General features: G+C 66.5%; 16 protein-coding genes. 2 read left to right on the top strand and 14 right to left on the bottom strand.

Annotated elements, in window-relative coordinates; all coding sequences use genetic code 11:
- Nucleotides 1–103: 103 nt before the first annotated feature.
- A complete protein-coding gene (locus ACU5E9_RS12530; RefSeq protein WP_456810244.1) occupies nucleotides 104–808 on the bottom strand; it encodes an NADPH-dependent F420 reductase in 705 nt (234 codons plus the stop codon).
- A gap of 57 nt (nucleotides 809–865) precedes the next feature.
- On the opposite strand from ACU5E9_RS12530, the gene ACU5E9_RS12525 reads away from it, so the two are divergent.
- Nucleotides 866–1,207 carry a winged helix-turn-helix transcriptional regulator gene (locus ACU5E9_RS12525; protein WP_456810243.1) on the top strand — a complete coding sequence of 114 codons (342 nt, stop codon included), beginning with the start codon at nucleotides 866–868 and terminating at the stop codon, nucleotides 1,205–1,207.
- 86 nt (nucleotides 1,208–1,293) lie between these two features.
- Here ACU5E9_RS12525 and ACU5E9_RS12520 read toward each other — a convergent pair whose 3' ends face one another.
- From ACU5E9_RS12520 to ACU5E9_RS12510, 3 genes are all read right to left on the bottom strand, one after another.
- Nucleotides 1,294–1,716, bottom strand: a complete 423-nt coding sequence (locus ACU5E9_RS12520) for a DoxX family protein (protein ID WP_456810242.1) — start codon at nucleotides 1,714–1,716, stop codon at nucleotides 1,294–1,296.
- Nucleotides 1,717–1,782: 66 nt separating this feature from the next.
- Nucleotides 1,783–2,541: a hypothetical protein gene (locus ACU5E9_RS12515; protein ID WP_456810241.1), complete on the bottom strand. Its 759-nt coding sequence runs from the start codon at nucleotides 2,539–2,541 to the stop codon at nucleotides 1,783–1,785.
- Nucleotides 2,542–2,700: 159 nt separating this feature from the next.
- Nucleotides 2,701–3,498 (bottom strand): carbonic anhydrase, encoded by a 798-nt coding sequence (locus ACU5E9_RS12510; protein WP_456810240.1) that lies wholly within the window; start codon nucleotides 3,496–3,498, stop codon nucleotides 2,701–2,703.
- A 340-nt stretch (nucleotides 3,499–3,838) separates the two neighbouring features.
- On the opposite strand from ACU5E9_RS12510, the gene ACU5E9_RS12505 reads away from it, so the two are divergent.
- Nucleotides 3,839–4,285, top strand: coding sequence for a hypothetical protein (locus ACU5E9_RS12505; RefSeq protein ID WP_456810239.1), 447 nt, complete (start codon nucleotides 3,839–3,841; stop codon nucleotides 4,283–4,285).
- A gap of 188 nt (nucleotides 4,286–4,473) precedes the next feature.
- Here the strand turns inward: ACU5E9_RS12505 and ACU5E9_RS12500 are convergent, their stop codons facing one another.
- From ACU5E9_RS12500 to ACU5E9_RS12455, 10 genes are all read right to left on the bottom strand, one after another.
- The gene (locus tag ACU5E9_RS12500; RefSeq protein ID WP_456810238.1) at nucleotides 4,474–5,394 is read right to left on the bottom strand and encodes a carbohydrate kinase family protein; all 921 of its coding nucleotides are present in this window, start codon (nucleotides 5,392–5,394) and stop codon (nucleotides 4,474–4,476) included.
- Nucleotides 5,391–6,386: a glycosyl hydrolase family 32 gene (locus ACU5E9_RS12495; RefSeq protein WP_456810237.1), complete on the bottom strand. Its 996-nt coding sequence runs from the start codon at nucleotides 6,384–6,386 to the stop codon at nucleotides 5,391–5,393. Before ACU5E9_RS12495 ends, ACU5E9_RS12500 begins: the two co-directional genes overlap by 4 nt.
- 9 nt (nucleotides 6,387–6,395) lie before the next feature.
- Entirely contained in the window at nucleotides 6,396–7,187 is a 792-nt protein-coding gene (locus ACU5E9_RS12490; protein ID WP_456813539.1) for a carbohydrate ABC transporter permease, read from the bottom strand.
- Between the two features lie 161 nt (nucleotides 7,188–7,348).
- A complete protein-coding gene (locus tag ACU5E9_RS12485) occupies nucleotides 7,349–8,299 on the bottom strand; it encodes a carbohydrate ABC transporter permease (RefSeq protein ID WP_456810236.1) in 951 nt (316 codons plus the stop codon).
- Between the two features lie 70 nt (nucleotides 8,300–8,369).
- A complete protein-coding gene (locus ACU5E9_RS12480) occupies nucleotides 8,370–9,602 on the bottom strand; it encodes a sugar ABC transporter substrate-binding protein (RefSeq protein ID WP_456810235.1) in 1,233 nt (410 codons plus the stop codon).
- Nucleotides 9,603–9,769: 167 nt separating this feature from the next.
- The gene (locus ACU5E9_RS12475; RefSeq protein ID WP_456810234.1) at nucleotides 9,770–10,777 is read right to left on the bottom strand and encodes a LacI family DNA-binding transcriptional regulator; all 1,008 of its coding nucleotides are present in this window, start codon (nucleotides 10,775–10,777) and stop codon (nucleotides 9,770–9,772) included.
- 230 nt (nucleotides 10,778–11,007) lie between these two features.
- On the bottom strand, nucleotides 11,008–12,714 hold the full coding sequence (locus ACU5E9_RS12470) for a glycoside hydrolase family 13 protein (RefSeq protein ID WP_456810233.1): 1,707 nt from the start codon (nucleotides 12,712–12,714) through the stop codon (nucleotides 11,008–11,010).
- A gap of 55 nt (nucleotides 12,715–12,769) precedes the next feature.
- Entirely contained in the window at nucleotides 12,770–13,687 is a 918-nt protein-coding gene (locus ACU5E9_RS12465) for a carbohydrate ABC transporter permease (protein WP_456813538.1), read from the bottom strand.
- 5 nt (nucleotides 13,688–13,692) lie between these two features.
- A complete protein-coding gene (locus ACU5E9_RS12460) occupies nucleotides 13,693–14,580 on the bottom strand; it encodes a carbohydrate ABC transporter permease (RefSeq protein WP_456810232.1) in 888 nt (295 codons plus the stop codon).
- A 22-nt stretch (nucleotides 14,581–14,602) separates the two neighbouring features.
- On the bottom strand, nucleotides 14,603–15,847 hold the full coding sequence (locus ACU5E9_RS12455; protein WP_456813537.1) for an ABC transporter substrate-binding protein: 1,245 nt from the start codon (nucleotides 15,845–15,847) through the stop codon (nucleotides 14,603–14,605).
- Nucleotides 15,848–15,916: the final 69 nt, after the last annotated feature.

Below are 15,916 nucleotides of genomic sequence, written 5' to 3'. Positions count from 1 at the left end.
TCTCTGGAGCGGGGTGTCTTGTGCTGCGGGAGTCTGAGCAACTGTGCCCGAATCGGACAATTGCACCCGGCGCACCGGGTGCAATTGTCCGCACGGGGAACAGTTAGGCGGCCTCGGCCAGCCCCAGCTCGATCTGCAGTTCTGCCGCGGTGTGGCGGCCGCCGAAGATGGGCGAGCCCGGCTCGAATGCCACGCCGGCCTCCAGTGGGCCGGCGTACACCGGGTCGAAGCCGAACCGGTTGATGACCTCGGCCACGACGGCGGCGGATTCGGCGTCACCAGCGATCGCGAGGGCGTGCCGGTCGGGGTCGCCGGCGGGCCGGGCGTCGGTTTCGAGGTCGTGATAGCCGATGTGGTTCAGCGTCTTCACCAGGCGGGAGTCGGCGAAGAAGGAGCCGACGACCTCGCTGCTGCCGCGCGCATCCGTGGTGAATTCGTCGAGCGTGCCGTCGATCGGCTGCCAGTAGTTCATGGTGTCGATCACGACCGTGCCCGCCAGGGTGGCCGGATCCACGGTGCGGAACTTATGCATCGGCACGGCGAGTACCACCAGGTCGGCGGATGCGGCGACGTCCGCCGCCGACATAGCCACGGCGCCCGGGATGACGATGTCCACGATCAGCTGGATGTCGGCCGCGGGCCCGGAGCCGGCGATATGCACGGTGTAGCCGGCCTTCAGTGCGGTGCGGGCGATGGCGGAGCCCACGCGGCCCGCTCCGAGGATGCCGATCGTTCTGACCATGGGGGCCTTTCTGCTGGTGTACCGGCGGCGTTCGAGTTCGACCCGCCGAGTTTCAACTATGCACACTCTCGCTGCCGATGACCACCGGGTGGTAAGCTGCTAATAAATAGTTAGTGAGGTGTCATGAGCGAGTCCACCTTCGCCCTCGACGAGGAAGAGTGCCGCCGGTTCCAGATCTCGGTGGAGCTGGCCGGCCGCAAATGGAGCGCCGCGATCCTGATGGCCGGTGCCCGCGGCGCTCGCCGGTTCTCCGAGTACCGAGCGCTGGTGGAGGGCATCTCGGACCGGGTCCTCGCCGCGCGGCTCAAAGAGCTCGAGCAGGAGGGTCTGATCGAACGCGATGTGCAGCCGACCACCCCGGTGTCGATCAGCTACAACCTCACACCCTCGGGTCGCCAGCTGATCTCCCTGCTGCATCCGCTGGTCACCTGGAGCCGCACCCGCCAGGCGGCGACGGCCTCCTAGCCGCACCTCGCTAGCCGCACCTCGCTGGTCGCACCTCGCTGGTCGAGCTCGTCGAGACCCGGCAGACGCGCCCGCTTGCCGACCTGCTATTTCTTGCGACGCACCAGCGCAGCCGTGGACCATAGCGCCCAGGCGATCAACACCGGCTGGCCGAACAGTCGGCCGATCCGCTTTCCATCCGAGTCCAGCCCGAACGCGTCCCTGTGGTGCACGGCCTGGGCGATGTTGCCGGGGAAGATCGCCGTGAAGAAGGTCGCGGCCAGCAGGCCGACCTTGCCGCGCAGGCTGGTCGGGGCGAACAGCAGCGCGCTGCCGAGCGAGATCTCGGCGATCCCGGACAGCAACACCGTGGTGTCTTCCTTGAGCGGCACGAACTCGGGCACCTGGGCGCGGAAGTCGTCGCGCGCGAAGGTGAGGTGGCTCGTGCCGGCCAAGACGAGGATCGCGCCGAGCGCGATTCGGCCGGCGGTGCGGGCCTTGGAGGCGGGCGGCCGATGGTTCGGTGTCATGGATGCTCCTGTGTCGGATACGAAACGAAGTCGGATACGAAATGAACGAACGCTACGCCCTCGCGGCTAGCGCAGCCCCGCGATGCGCTCCAGTCCGGCACGCAGGATGAGTTCCTCCGGGTCGGCGAGCAGATGGTGGTTGAGGTAGAGCCCCTCCAGCCATTCGAGCACTTCGGCCTCAGGCAGGCCGACGGCCTCCCAGTCCACCGCGGGCCGGGCCAGCACGGCCGGCTGCCCGGTGGCGGGGTCGGTCCAGGCCGTGGCCAGCGGCTCGGTGGGCTCGTCGTGGTCCGGGTTCCAGAGCAGCGCGATGGGGTGGTTGGGGCCGTCGATGTGGTCGTGACCCACGTGGCCGGCGCCCAGCCAGGGCAGCATCAGTTGCTCGCCCTCGAGCTCGAGGTCCACGACCTCCAGCTGCACGGGTTCGGGTGGGCTGGTGGCGTACACGGTGAGACCCAGCGCGCTCCACTCGGCCGCTTCGGCCGCATCCATCGTGAGCTCCTCGAGCAGCTCGCTGACGTGGCGAACGAACGGGCCGGCCCAGGCCAGCAGGCCCTCGGTATCCGCCGCCGGCCAGGGGCTGATGTCGCTGTCGACGCCGTCGGCATTGTGGAAGTGGTGCTCGATGCCCTGCGGCGTGACGTCGAAGTGCAGCTCACCCTCCTCGAAGCCGACATAGATCGCGGCGCCGTCCTCGAACCACTGCGCATCCAGCACCGGCTCCGCGAACCGCGGCGGCAGCGGCGGCGCCACCAACGGGAGCACCCCCAAGTGGAGCACCGCACAGAACTGCGTATTGGGCAGGCGAAGGCTGGGGTCTGACACGATCTCGTCTCCGGGGGTAGAGGCGGGCCGTCGCCCGCATTCCCAGTATGACGTAGGGCCCCGACGTCGCCCGCTTCCCGTGCTGGTTGAGGCCGTGCTGGTTGAGGCCGTGCTTGTTGAGGCCGTGCGGGGCCCGCCGGTGCGGACCCCGCGACGGGTTTAGTCTTCGACCTGCAGCGCGGCAGTCCCGCCGACAACCACCCGGTCACCGAGCGGCTGCGTCGGGCGCGCGTTGTGGCTGTGTGCGCCTTCGAGCGTGCCGATCTGTTCGGTCGACATGGAGATCGGCGTGCCCATCACCACCCACTGCACGTCCTCGGTGCACGGCGGCGTGGTCAGGCTGCCCGAGTACTCGTAGTTCTCCAGCGACGCCGGCAGCACGGCCGCGACATCGAGGGTCACGTCCTCTTCATCCGCCGCATGGGTGGCTGCCTCGATGAACGGCGCCAGCGCGTCGGATGCCGCACCCTCGGTCACGAGGATGCCGAGCACCAGCAGGTCGCCGCCCGCATCCGCGTTCACCAGGTGCAGCTCGGCCGCCGCCGGCTGGCCGTTCACGGTGTGCTCGGACGGCACGTGCGCGTGCATCTGCTGCAGGCTGTACTCCGCACCGCCGAAGGTGAGGGTCTCGCCCTCACCGTCGGACTCCAACTCGACCGCGTGCCCGGTGTCGAAGACGTCACCGTCGGTTTCCTCCGCGCTCAACTCGATGTTGGTGCTCGGTGCGGGCACGGCCGCGGGCAGGTCGATCGGGGACTGGTCGGTACCGACAGCGCAGGTCTCGAAGCTGGAGTCCACGTCGGCCCACGACGCCGGGCCGGTGTCGCCGTCGTACGACCAGTGCGCCGGCTCCGCCGCCGGGGTCGCGCTCGGTTCGGGGGCGGCTGGTGCGCACCCGACAAGGGTGACGGCGGCCACCGCGAGCGCTGAGGTGATGAGCCAGGATCGTGCGGACATGGGAACTCCTAGAACTGCATAGACGACGCCGCACCGAAACATGCGACGTGACCACTCTCCGGAGAGAGGCGCCTTCCTGAATCATCCTCTCGGCGCGAAGCGCCTACTGCCGCTGGCGTAGGACCTTCGGTCCCATCGCGATCCTTGCCCGCGGCAGCGGATGCGTCGTCACTGCACCTCCTGTGGGCGACCGCTACCGCTATAGCGGGCGCAATCGCCCATACGAGGTGCGTCCGTTAGGGCTCGTCCGATCATTGCCTCGCTTGGTCTCGACAGGCTCGACCAGCGAGACAGGCTTGACCAGCGGGAGAGGTCGAGCACCGGCTGCTAACTTCGAAGGATGGGTGGGAAGCAGTATTCGGGCAACGGCTATTGGGCCGGGCAGCTGGGGAGCACGGGGGTGCTGGGCCTCGCGTTCGTGATCGGCGGTCCCGTCGGCATGGTCAGTGACCCTGAAGAACCGGGCCGCTGGCTCATTGTTTTTCTGATCGGGGTCGCGTTACTGCTCACCTTCGTGTGGTTGCTGCGCTCGTTCCGCTCGTCGAGTAAGAAGCAGCGCGCGGTCTACGCGTGGGCCCTCATGCAGCAAAATGGTGCGCTCTCCCGCGACGGTGTGAAACCGACGAACGATATGCAAGCCATGGCGGTCGCCCGACGCGCGCGGGATGGCCAGCTCTCCGCCGCCGAACTGCGCCAGTTGCAAGCGCTTCGACCAGACTCGCTCTACCCCGGTGATCCTCCTCGTACGGGGCCCACTGCGCCCACGTTCACCGATCCCAATATCTAGCCGACGCCACTTTCCGGCTCACCCGGCCTCGTTCGACGACCTGTCGAACACTTCCGCACTGGCGAACACTGCGTCGGGCGGCGCCGTCTTCACCAGGCCCGCCGGGCAGGCATCGAGAGTACGTCGCTCCATCGATTGATCCACACCCAGTTGCCCAGCTGAAGGCAGGTCTTGATCCCGTGCCCAGCTCACGCCGCCGGCAGCTCCTCTCGGGTGGGCGGGTCGGCGCCCGGGCGGGAAACGGTGATCGCCGCGGCTTCGGCGCTTCGGCGCATGATGCGCTCGAGCACGCCGAGGGGCAACTCGCGCAAGGCCGCCCGCCGATCTGCACCGGCGACATCCGCGTCGACCAGCCCGTCGATCAGCGCGCCCATGAAGGTGTCGCCGGCGCCGACGGTGTCGACCACGGTCACCAGCGGGGCCAGGATCGAGACCCGGCCCGCAGCCGTGAGCGCGAAGGCGCCCTCGCCGCCGAGGGTGACCACCACTGCGGCCGGGCCCAGTGCCAACCAGTCGGCCGCGGCCTCGCTCAGGCCTTGGTTGGGCCGCACCCAGCGCAGGTCTTCATCGCTCACCTTCACCACATCGGCGAGGCCCACCAGTTGCTCCATCCGGGCCCGAGCGGCGGCAGCATCGTCGATCAGGGCGGGGCGGATGTTCGGGTCGAAGGTGATGGTGGCGTTGTCGCGTCGCTCTTCGACCAGGCGAAGCACGGCCGATGCCCCCGGCTCGATGACCGTGGCGATCGAGCCGACGTGCAGCACGTCGGCCGGGCCGGCCAGCAGGGTGTCCACGGACCAGGCCAGGTCGAACTCGTAGGTCGCCGCTCCCGAGGCATCAAGTAGTGCCGTCGCGGTAGAGGTGTGCGCCCCGGTCGCGCTCCCCGCAGACACTCGTACCCCCGAGCCTTCCAGCCAGCCGCGCACCGCACGGCCGCGGTCGTCGTCGCCCAGGCTGGTGAGCAGCTGCGGATGCCGGCCCAGGCGCCCCAGTGTCAGCGCCACATTGGCCGGGCTGCCGCCGGGTGCCTCGTGCCGGGAGCCATCGGCCCGCTGCACCAGATCCACCAGTGCCTCACCCACCACCAGCACCCGCGCGGACTCGTTCACTGGGCGGCAGCGGCGAAGTCGGTCGCCGTGGACGAAGAAACCTCGGGCCGGTGCACGAGCCCGAGCACCGGATCGGCCGTGACGGGAATCGGGTCGCTCAGCGTGCCGACGAACTCGCCGTCGACGATGTTGATGAAGCCGAGCAGCACCCAGCCGCCGTCGGCATCCTGAAGCAGCCGGGCGGCATAGAGATCGGTGCGGTCGAAAAGCACCGAGCCGGTGAAGTCCACCTGCTCGAGGCGGGCATCCACCGCCACGCTGTACACGCCGCCCACCTCTCCGGCCGCCTGACGTTCGGGCGAGAGTTCCGAGACGCCGCAGCAGAACAGCAGGATCGGCACCCCGTCGACGATCTCGAACTGGAACACCTCCAGCTGGCCGAAGCCCTGACCGGGGTGGCTGAGCGGCGGCTGCACCGTCCAATCGATGAGGTTTTCGCTGGTGGCGTGGCCGAGCACACCGCGCACCAGCGGGTCGCCGGATGCCGCGCGGGCGGTAATCAGCATCTGCCAGGTGCTCTCGCCCGGGAACCGGAACACCCATGGGTCTCGCCAGGCCTCGTCGTGCCAGAGCGACAGGTCGAGCTTCTCGTAGTGCGCGGAGTCGGCCTCGACCAGGGGGTCGGTGGAGACCTTGGTCCAGGTGAGCAGGTCGGGGGAGGTGGCCGCGCCGACCCGCTGCACCATGGTGTTTTCGGCGCGTGAGGTGCCGGTGTAGAACATCCACCAGAGGCCGTCGTCGGCCTGCACCACCGATCCGGTCCAGGTGGTGCCGTCGTCGAAGGCGGGCGCATCTGAGATGATCAGGGCGTCCTGCACGACGGTCCAGTTGGTGAGGTCGGTGCTGACGGCGTGACCCACGATGGGGTGCCGGTGCCGCCGGTCGGGGTTGCCGAGGGCGCGGCTGGCGTGCAGGTAGAAGGCGTGCGTGACGCCGTCGACCTGCACGTACCAGGAGTCCCAGATCCACTTATCGGGCAGTTGGAGCGACATGGTGCGGGCCTAACCTTTCACACCGCTGGACGCGATGCTGTTGACGAATGAGCGTTGGAAAGCGATGAACAGGGCCACCACGGGCAGGGTGATCAGCGTGGAGTACGCCATCACCTCTCCCCACGAGACGTTGAGCTGGAAGAAGTACTGCACTCCCACCATCACCGGGCGGAGCTCCTCGGTTTGCACCACCATCAGCGGCCAGAGGTAGGAGTTCCAGGCGGGCAGGAAGGTGAGGATGGCGACGGTCGCGATGGCGGGACCGGAGAGCGGCATCACCACCTGCCGATAGATGCGGAACCAGCCGGCGCCGTCCATCCGCGCGGCCTCGTCGAGCTCCTTGGGGATCGACTCGAAGTACTGGTGGAACAGGTAGATCGAGAACGCATTGGCGATGAACGGGATGATCTGCACCTGGTAGGTGTCGATCCAGCCCTTGGTGAACATGAAGCCCATCTCGCTCAGCTCGAACGACGGCAGCTGGTTCACCCACCACACCAGCGGCAGGGCCAAGGTCTCGAACGGCACGATCAGCGTGGCGATGATCAGCGTGAGGATCACGGTCTTGCCGCGCACCCGCATCCGGGAGAGCGCGAACGCGGCCAGGCTGTTCACCAGGATGCCGGCGACAACGGTGATCGCCGAGATGCCGATCGAGTTGATCAGGAACCGGGCGGCGGGCACCCGATCGAACACGGCGGCGTAGTTGTCCATCGAGATGTTGCCGATGGGCAGGAACGCGGCGATCGACGATAGGTCGCCGAAGATCTGCTGGTCGGGCTTGAGCGACGACACGAACATGAACAGGATCGGGAAGAGGAACAGAACGGCCAGGCCGATCCGGAGGATCCAGCCGCCGAGGCCGATCACGCGCTTCTTCTTGGCGGTCTTCTTGCCCAGCACCACGTGCGGGGCGGATGCCGGGGCCACTTCGGGAATCGCTACTTGTGAGATCGCCATGATCAGGCCTTCTCTCTGCTGAGGAAGCGCTGCACGACCGAGATCAGCAGCACGATAACGAAGAACACGAGGGAGATCGCCGAGGCGTAGCCGGTCTCCTGCTGGGCGAAGCCGGATTCGACGGCTTCGTAGACCACCGTGGTGGTGGAGTTCAGCGGGCCGCCCTGGGTCATCACGCTGATCTGGGTAAATAGGCTCAGGGCCTGGATGGTGATGGTCACCAGGATCAGGCTGCGCGTCGCGGAGAGGCCCGGCCAGGTGATGTACCGGAACCGCTGCCAGGCGGTGACGCCGTCGAGGTCGGCGGCTTCATATAGGTCGGCCGGAATCGTCTGCAGCCCGGAGAGCCAGATGATCATGTGGAAGCCCACACCCTGCCAGACCGACATCAGGATGATCGCCGGCATCGAGGTGGAGGTGTCGTTCAGCCAGTCCGGTCCGGTGACCAGGCCCATGGTGACCCGTTCGATGATTACGTTGATCAGGCCGTCTTGCCGGTACATGAACAGCCAGAGCAGCGAGACGACGACCATGGAGGTGACGACCGGCAGGAAGTACACCGTGCGGAAGAAGGTGGTGCCCTTGACCTTCTTGTTCACCAGGATCGCCATCACCAGGGCGAGGCCGGCCTGCAGCGGAACGACGACCACGGCGAAATAGGCGACGTTGAGTAGTGCGCGGAAGAACGAGGCATCCGTGAACAGTCGCGCGAAGTTGTCGAGGCCCACGAAGATGGCCGGGTAGGGCGAGATGAGCCGGGCGTTGGTGAATGCCAGCCCGAACGCGAGGATCGCGGGGACGAAGATGAAGAGGGCGAGCAGCAGCACCGCGGGGGCCAGCATGGCCAGCCCGGCGACGTTCTCGGTCTTGCTGGTGCGGTCCCGCTTGGGCCGGGTGCTGCGCACCGGGCGTGGGGCGGATGCCGCGGGGGGTCGTTCGAGTGTGGTGGTCATGAGAGTCTCCCTGAGCGAGGGCGGGGGCGCGGCTGTCAGTTGAGGCACTGAGCCGCGCCCCCGCGGTCGACTACTTCTGCGTGTAACCGCCATTGGACTTGATGTTGGCGTCGATCGCCTTGACCGCCGCGTCGAGGGTGCTCTGCGGGTCGCCGCCGTTGATGATGTCCTGCGTGGCCTTGGTGAACTCCGTCGCGATGAACGGGTAGGCCGGGGTCTCCGGGCGGAGCACGGCGCTCTGGGCGGAGAACTCGCGGAAGATGGCGAGGTTGCCGCCCTCTTCGAATCCGGGCACAAGCGCGGCGGCGGCATCCGTGGCGGGGATGGTGGCGGTGGCCACCGAGACCGCGGCGATGTTCTCGGGGGAGAGCGAGTAGGAGAGGTAGTCCATGGCCGCCTCCGGGTTGGCGCAACCGGTGGTCACGCCCCACTGCCAGGAACCGCCGCCGATCTTGGTGCCTTCGCCGAGGTCGACGGAGGGCATCACGGCCAGGTCGTCGCCGAGCGCGGCGGCGTTGTTGGCGGCCGCCCAGCTGCCGCCGTACTGGATGGCGGTGACGTTGTTCTGGAAGTCGAGCGCGGAGTCGGCGCCGCTCTTGGTGGCGATGTAGCCGTTGGTGGCGAGGCCCTGCATCCACTCGGCCCATTCGAGGGCTTCGGGACCGTTGAGCACGCCGTCGGCGGACTGGTAGTCGCTGCGGTCGACGAGATCGCCGCCGAAGGACTGCAGCAGCGGGGAGAACGCGTAGGGGTACCACTCGCCCACGTCGCCGGTGCCGATGTCGAGCGGATTCTTCCAGGTGCCCTCGGCCTTGAGGGTGGCCAGGGCGGACTCGAACTCCTCCTCGGTCCAGGGCTGGTCGATGGTGGCCACGCGGATGCCGGCGTCGGCGAGCACCGACTTGCGGGCGAACATTGCCAGTGCCACGTCGTAGTAGCCCACCGAGTAGGTCTCGCCGTTCCAGATGCCCAGCGTGCTGGGCAGGTTTTCGTCCAGGTCAACGCTCAGATCCAGCGGGGTGAGGTACTTGGCCCAGGCCCAGTTGGGCACGTTCGGGCCGTCGATGTCGACGATGCAGGGCAGCTTGCCGGATGCCGCGGCCGCGATGACCGAGTCGTTGTAGGAGGCCTGCGGGAACGCCTGCAGCTTCACCGTGTTCTCGTCCTGGCTCTCGTTGTAGCCGTCGACGATGGCCTGCACGGCGGTGAGTTCTTCGGTGTTGCCGCCGTTGTGAGTCCAGATGGTGAGCTCACCATTCTTGCCGTCGGAGCCTGCGGTGCCGCCGCTGGCGCAGCCGGCCATCGTTGCAACGAGACTGGTGGCGACTAAACTCGCTACGATCAGGCGCTTCTTTGCGTGTCGCATCTTCATTCCTTCTTATCGGTTGGGGTGGGGGTGTCTCGACGGAGGCGTCGATCGTCGCGGCCGTTCCAGCGGTCGCGAAGTGTGGAGGTGGGCTCGTCGCCGCGTTAGCGCGGTGGCGGGCCGACTGACTGCCGCAGAACCAGCGGACAGTGCATGCGAATCTGCTGCGGAGCCGAGTCGGCGTCGCCCGCCAGTTCGGCCGCGAGCCGCTCGATGGCCCAGCGGCCCATCTCGTAGTGCGGCAGCGCGATCGAGGTGAGCCCGGGCAGCAGGGCATCGGCCAGAACCTCGAAGTTGTCGACGCTGACGATGCTGAGGTCGCGGGGGATCTCCAGGCCGGCCAGGTGGGCGGCTTGATAGGCGCCCATCGCCATCCGGTCGTTGAAGCAGAACAGCGCCGTGGGCCGGTCAGTGAGAGCGAGCAGCCGGCTGGCCGCATCCCGCCCGGGACCGGTCATGGACTCGCTCACCGTGACCAGCGACTCGTCGAAGGCGATGCCGTGCGCGGCGAGAGCGGCCCGGTAGCCGTCGAGGCGGCCGCGGGTGGCCGGGATGTCGTCGATGTTGCCCAGGTAGCCGATGCGTCGGTGCCCGGCGGCGAGCAGGTGCTCCATCGCGGTGACGGCGGCGCCCTCTTCGTCGGGCACCACCGAGGAGAGGTCGGTGCGGTCGCTGGATGCGTCGAGCAGAACCGTGGGAACCCCGCTCAAAGCCGCCGGCAGCTCAACGGCCTGGTGGTACATGCGGGCGTAGATGATGCCGTCGACGCTGTGCTGCAGCAGGGCGTCGATGCCGCGGTCTTCGATGCGGGAGTTGCGGTTGGAGTTGACGACCATGAGCACCTGGTCGTTGGCCGCGGCGGCTTCTTGGGCGCCGAGCAGCACGTTGCCGGCGTAGGGCGTGGTGGAGATCTCGTCGCTGACGAAGCCGATGATCTGCGAGCGCTTGCTGCGCAGTCCGCTGGCGAGTCGGTTGGGTGCGTAGTTGAGGCCTTCGGCCACCGAACGCACGCGTTCCCGGGTGGCATCGCTGATCTGGCCGCCGCCGCTGAGCGAGTGCGACACGGTCGTCACGGAGACGCCGGCCGCGGCCGCGACCTCTCGAATTCCCACACGCTTGCTCATCATTGAACCCATTCCCAAAAACGTTTTTGTTGATCTGGGTGTGAGCTTACATAAACGTTTTTGTGAATGTCAAGCGTGCAGGGCACATCGCCCGATCCCATTGCCCAGACGGAGGGCCCCGCACGATAAAGGGCCCCAGCCGAACCCTGCCGCCCTCACCGTCCTGCACGGTGTATTGACGACGGCGCTGCAGCTGGGGCCGGCCCGGTGGCCTCGAATTAGTCGGTGCCGCGACCGCCAAACCACACCGTGGCCTCGCCGGGGAGGCTGCCCGCGTCGAGGGCGCGGCTGGAGAGCGCCACATCGTCACGGTCGACCGCGTAGGGTTCGATCCCGAAGTTGGTCACGACCTCCCAACCGTTGGGGCGGCGGTAGCGCAGAACGTCGGAGCGCCCCGTCGGAATCCACTCCAGGTGTTCCCCGGTCTGCAGCGAGTGCCGTTGCGCGAGGGCCCTGCGGTACAACTCGAGTGACGAGAAGGGATCTGTGCTCTGGGCCGCGACCGTGTAGTCGGCGAACCACGCCGGTTGGGGCAGGTGAGACCCGCCGGTTCCGAAGCCGAACGCCGATTCCGGGTCGCCGTCGGCTTCCCACGGCAGGGGGACCCGGCAGCCGTCCCGGCCGAGGTCGGTACCGGCGCTTCGGAAGAAGGTCGGGTCTTGCCGATCGGCGGCCGGGATCTCGGCGACCTCATGTAAGCCCAGCTCTTCGCCCTGGTAGAGGTAGCTTGAGCCGGGCAGGCCCAGCATGAACAGGGTTGCGGCGCGCGCGCGACGCGCGCCGGCCGCTCGATCGAGCACGGGCGACACCCCACCGGAGATCACCCAGTCGACACCGTGCTTGCGTACCGGCCGGCCGGAGCCGTCACGATCAGGTTGGGGGAGTCCGTATCGGGTCGAGTGCCGCACGACGTCGTGGTTCGACAGCACCCAGGTGCTGGACGATCCTGACGTCTCAGCCAGGGCGAGGTTGTCGCGCACCACCGTCTCGAACTGGCCGGCATCGAAGTCCGCTTCGAGCAGGTCGAAGTTGAAGGCCTGGCCCAGGCCAGTGGGGCTGGCGTACAGCGGCACCCGCGCCTTGTCCACCCAGGCCTCCGCGACGGCCGTGCGCGGCGGGTCGTAGGAATCGAACACTCGGCGCCACTCGGCGTAAACCTCGTGCACGTCGTCGCGGTCCACCATTGGATGCATGCCATCCCGGGGCAGGGCGTCGAGCTGCGCCTGGGACGGCAGCGGCTCCGTAAGGTCCTTGGTCAGCATGTGGGCCACGTCGATCCTGAAGCCGTCGACGCCGCGATCCGACCAGAATCGCAGTGTCGTCAGGAAGTCGGCGCGTACCTCCGGGTTGGCCCAGTTGAGGTCCGGCTGCTCGATGGCAAAGTTGTGCAGGTACCACTGACCGTCCGGAACCCGTTCCCAGGAAGACCCCCCGAAGGCGGAGACCCAGTCGGTGGGCGGAAGTGAGCCATCCGGCCCACTGCCTTCGCGGAAGAGGTAGCGTTCACGCGCTTTGGACCCCCGACCGGAGGCGAGCGCCTCCTGGAACCAGGAGTGCTGGTCGGAGGTGTGGTTGGGAACGATGTCGACGACGACCCGGATGCCGCGTAGGTGCAGCGCGTCGAGCATCACGTCGAAGTCGGCCAGCGTGCCGAGTCGGGGATCGACGTCTCGATAATCCGCCACATCGTATCCGCCGTCGGCCAGGGCCGAGGGATAAAACGGACTCAACCACACCGCATCGATGCCGAGCTCGTGCAGGTAGTCGGCCTTCGAGGTGATGCCGGGAATGTCGCCCAGGCCGTCACCGTTTGCGTCGGCGAAGCTGCGGGGATAGATCTGGTAAACCGCGGCCTGGCGCCACCACGGTGCTGGCTCACCGAACGGGTTCTGGGTAGGGGACTGCGCGACGTCGACGATGCTCACTTGATTGGTTCTCCTTGGGATCTGGGCGTAAATGATGCGGGGTCCGGCCGGGGCGTCAGCCCTTGACGGCACCCTGCGTGACGCCTTCCATCACCCAGCGCTGGGTGAAGAGATAGACGATGATGGCGGGCGCCATTGCCATCAGGTACGAGGCGAATGACACGTTGTAGTTGTTGCTGAACTGGGTCTGGAAGATGCTTTGCACGACCGGCAACGTCTGCAGCGCGGCATCAGAAGTTATGAGCGACGGCATCATGAAGTCATTCCATGAGGCCAGGAACGCGAAGATTCCGACGGTCGCGCTCATCGGGGCCAGCAGGGGAAAGATCAGTCGCCAGAAGGTCTGCCACGTGTTGGCGCCGTCGATGCGTGCGCTTTCTTCCAGCTCGGTCGGGATCGACCGTAGGAAGGCCGTGAACAGCAGGATGCTGAAACTCAGCTGGAACATGATGTGGAGGAGTGTGACGCCGACGGGGTTGTCGAGCCCGAGAAGCCCAGTCAATTGGATCTGGGGCAGAGCCACCACCGGGAACGGAATGAACATCGCCGCGAGCAGGTAGAAGAACGACCAGCGGAACAGCTTGCGGTCCCAATTGCGGGAGATGGCGTAGGAGGCGAGAGCGCCCAGGATCACGGTGCCGACGACGGTGCCCGCCGTGATGAGGATGGAGACCATGAATGCAGCGGGGAAGTTCGTGAGGTTCCAGGCCGTGACGAAGCCGTCGACACTGAACGGGGCGGGAAGCGAGAAGGCGTTGCCGTCGACTGCTTGCGCCTGGGTCTTGAACGCCATCGAGATCGTCACGTAAAGAGGAACGACCACAGTGACGGCGCACAACAGCAGCACGATCATGGTGGACAAGCTGGACTTGTGTCCGCGGCCCCGGGTGGCACGGACGGGCGCGCGGCGCGCTGTGCCGTCTTCGAGTGTGGCCGTGGCATCGATGCTCTCGGCGATGAGGGCGGGCTGCATGGTCATTAGATCGCGTTCCTTCCACGGGTGAGTCGGAGTTGAAGCACTGAGATGACGACGACGATGACGAAGAACATCGTCGCGTTGGCCATCTGATAGGCGTAGTCGCCTCCGGTAAAGCCCGTGACGATAGTCATCGGGATGCTTCGGGTAGCGGTGCCCGGGCCTCCGTTGGTGAGGCCGACGATGACGTCGTAGGCGTTGAGGAAGTTCTTGAAGCCGAGCAGGACATTGATCACGACGTAGCCGACCACAAGTGGAAGGGTGATCCGCAACAGCTGCTGCCACTTGCTCGCGCCGTCGAGGCCGGCCGCCTCGTAGACATCCCCGGGTATCGCGAGCAGGCCGGCGATGTAGATCAGAAGCGTGCCGGGGATCGCCTGCCAGGCGGTCACGATCACGATGCCGACCCAGGCGAGGTCGGGATTGGCGAGAATGCTCTCGCTCAACCAGCTGATTCCGGTCGCCTGCCCGAATGCCGGGAGCGAGTTGGAGAACAGGAAGTTGAAGACGTAGGCGATGATGATGCCGGACACCACCATGGGGATCACGAACACCGTGCGCAGCGCCGTCTTGAGCCGGATCTGCGCCGTCAGTCCGACCGCGAGCAGGAACGCGATCGCGTTCACCAGTACGACGGTTACGGCAGCGAACCCGAACGTGAACAGGTAGCTCGAGAGGATGGCGGGGTCGGAGAACATCGCCACGTAGTTGATCATTCCCACGAACTCCCAGTCGCCGAAACCGATCGAGTTGGTGAAGCTGAAGAAGATGCCGATGATCGCCGGGACTGTGATGGCCAGGGTGAACAGCAGAAGGCTCGGTACCAGGAAAGCCAGGTAGATGCCTTCGACCTTGCGCCTCGGCCGCTGGGGCATTGTCGTCGTTGTCATTGCCGGTTCCTTTGCTTGTCGGCTACTGGCGGAGCGCAAGTCGCGCCCAGTCCGCGTCGAGGGTCTTGAGGGTGTTCTGCACACTGCCGCCAACCGCGATGCCCTGGAGGTAGTTCTCGGCGGGGATGGTGAGGGGTATTTCCTTCGATGCCCCCTGGTAAAACTCGGCGGCGTCGTAGTACTCCTTCATCCCGACGATGCGCGGGTCGGTAACCGGTGCGGCGTCGGTGGTGGTGCCGTAGCCGAGCTGGGCCGCGTTGTAGGCGTCGATGACGTCCTTCTGGAACAGGTAGCTGAGGAACTCCCTGGCCGCGTCCTTGTGCTTGGACGCCTCGGGGATCCAGGCCGCCAGGTCGATGTTCACCCGCACCTGGAGGTCCTCGGGGTCGTCGGTCATGGGCAACGGGAAAGTGCCGAGGTCCAAATCGGGTGCGGTCTTGGCGATCTCGCCGAGGGCCCACGGGCCCTGCAGATACATGGCCGCCTGGCCCTGGGCGAACGCGAGGTTTCCGTCGCCATATCCCTTGCTCGCGGCATCCGGGTTCGCGTAGTTGTCAATGAGGAGCTTCATCCGGTCGACCGGGTCTGCAAGAGTCTTTTCGAATGAGACAGGCGAGTCGGGGCCGACGTCGGTGCCGAGCGAGTCCATCTCGTCATAGAAACTGGCCACGTCTACTTCGCCGCCGACCGTGTAATCGAACCACCCCTGTGCAACGGTCCACGGGTCTTTGAAGGTGCCGTAGAACGGGGTGATTCCGACTGCTTTCAGCTGGTCGCACACCGCAATGAGCTCGTCGTAGGTCTTCGGCACCTGAAGACCCTGCTCCTCGAAAATCGCCTTGTTGTAAATGACGGATGCCGCCATCACGGAGTACGGCAGAACACTCGTGCGGCCGGGATAACTCGCGTACTGGCCGACGAGATCCTGCACCTCCGGAAGAATACGGTCGACCTCCGGCATATCGGAAAGGTCACTCAGGGCGCCACGCTCCATGAAGCGGGCCATCTCCATGTTGTAGTTGAGCATCCCCAGGTCCGGCGGATTGCCGCGGAGGAAACCGGCCTGCAAATTGGTCGACGAGTCGAGGACCACTTCAACGTCGTCCTGGGTCGCGTTGTACTCCTTGATCAGCTCGCGGAAATACGGGATCGCCTCCGGCTTGGTGAGGTAAAAACGCACGGTCTCTGGGGAGTCTGCTCCAGCGCAGCTGGTGAGTGTCGCTCCCGCCAGGAGGAGACCTAAAGTGGCTGCCAACACGCGGGGAATGCGGCGACTGAATCGGTCCACGCTATCGTCCTTTCAAAAACCGTCATTGGTATTCTTCGGATTAGTTCG

The sequence above is a fragment of the Cryobacterium sp. AP23 genome (assembly GCF_054075385.1).
Note: the sequence above shows the minus strand (reverse complement) of the source record. Positions and strands in the feature narration are given on the sequence as shown.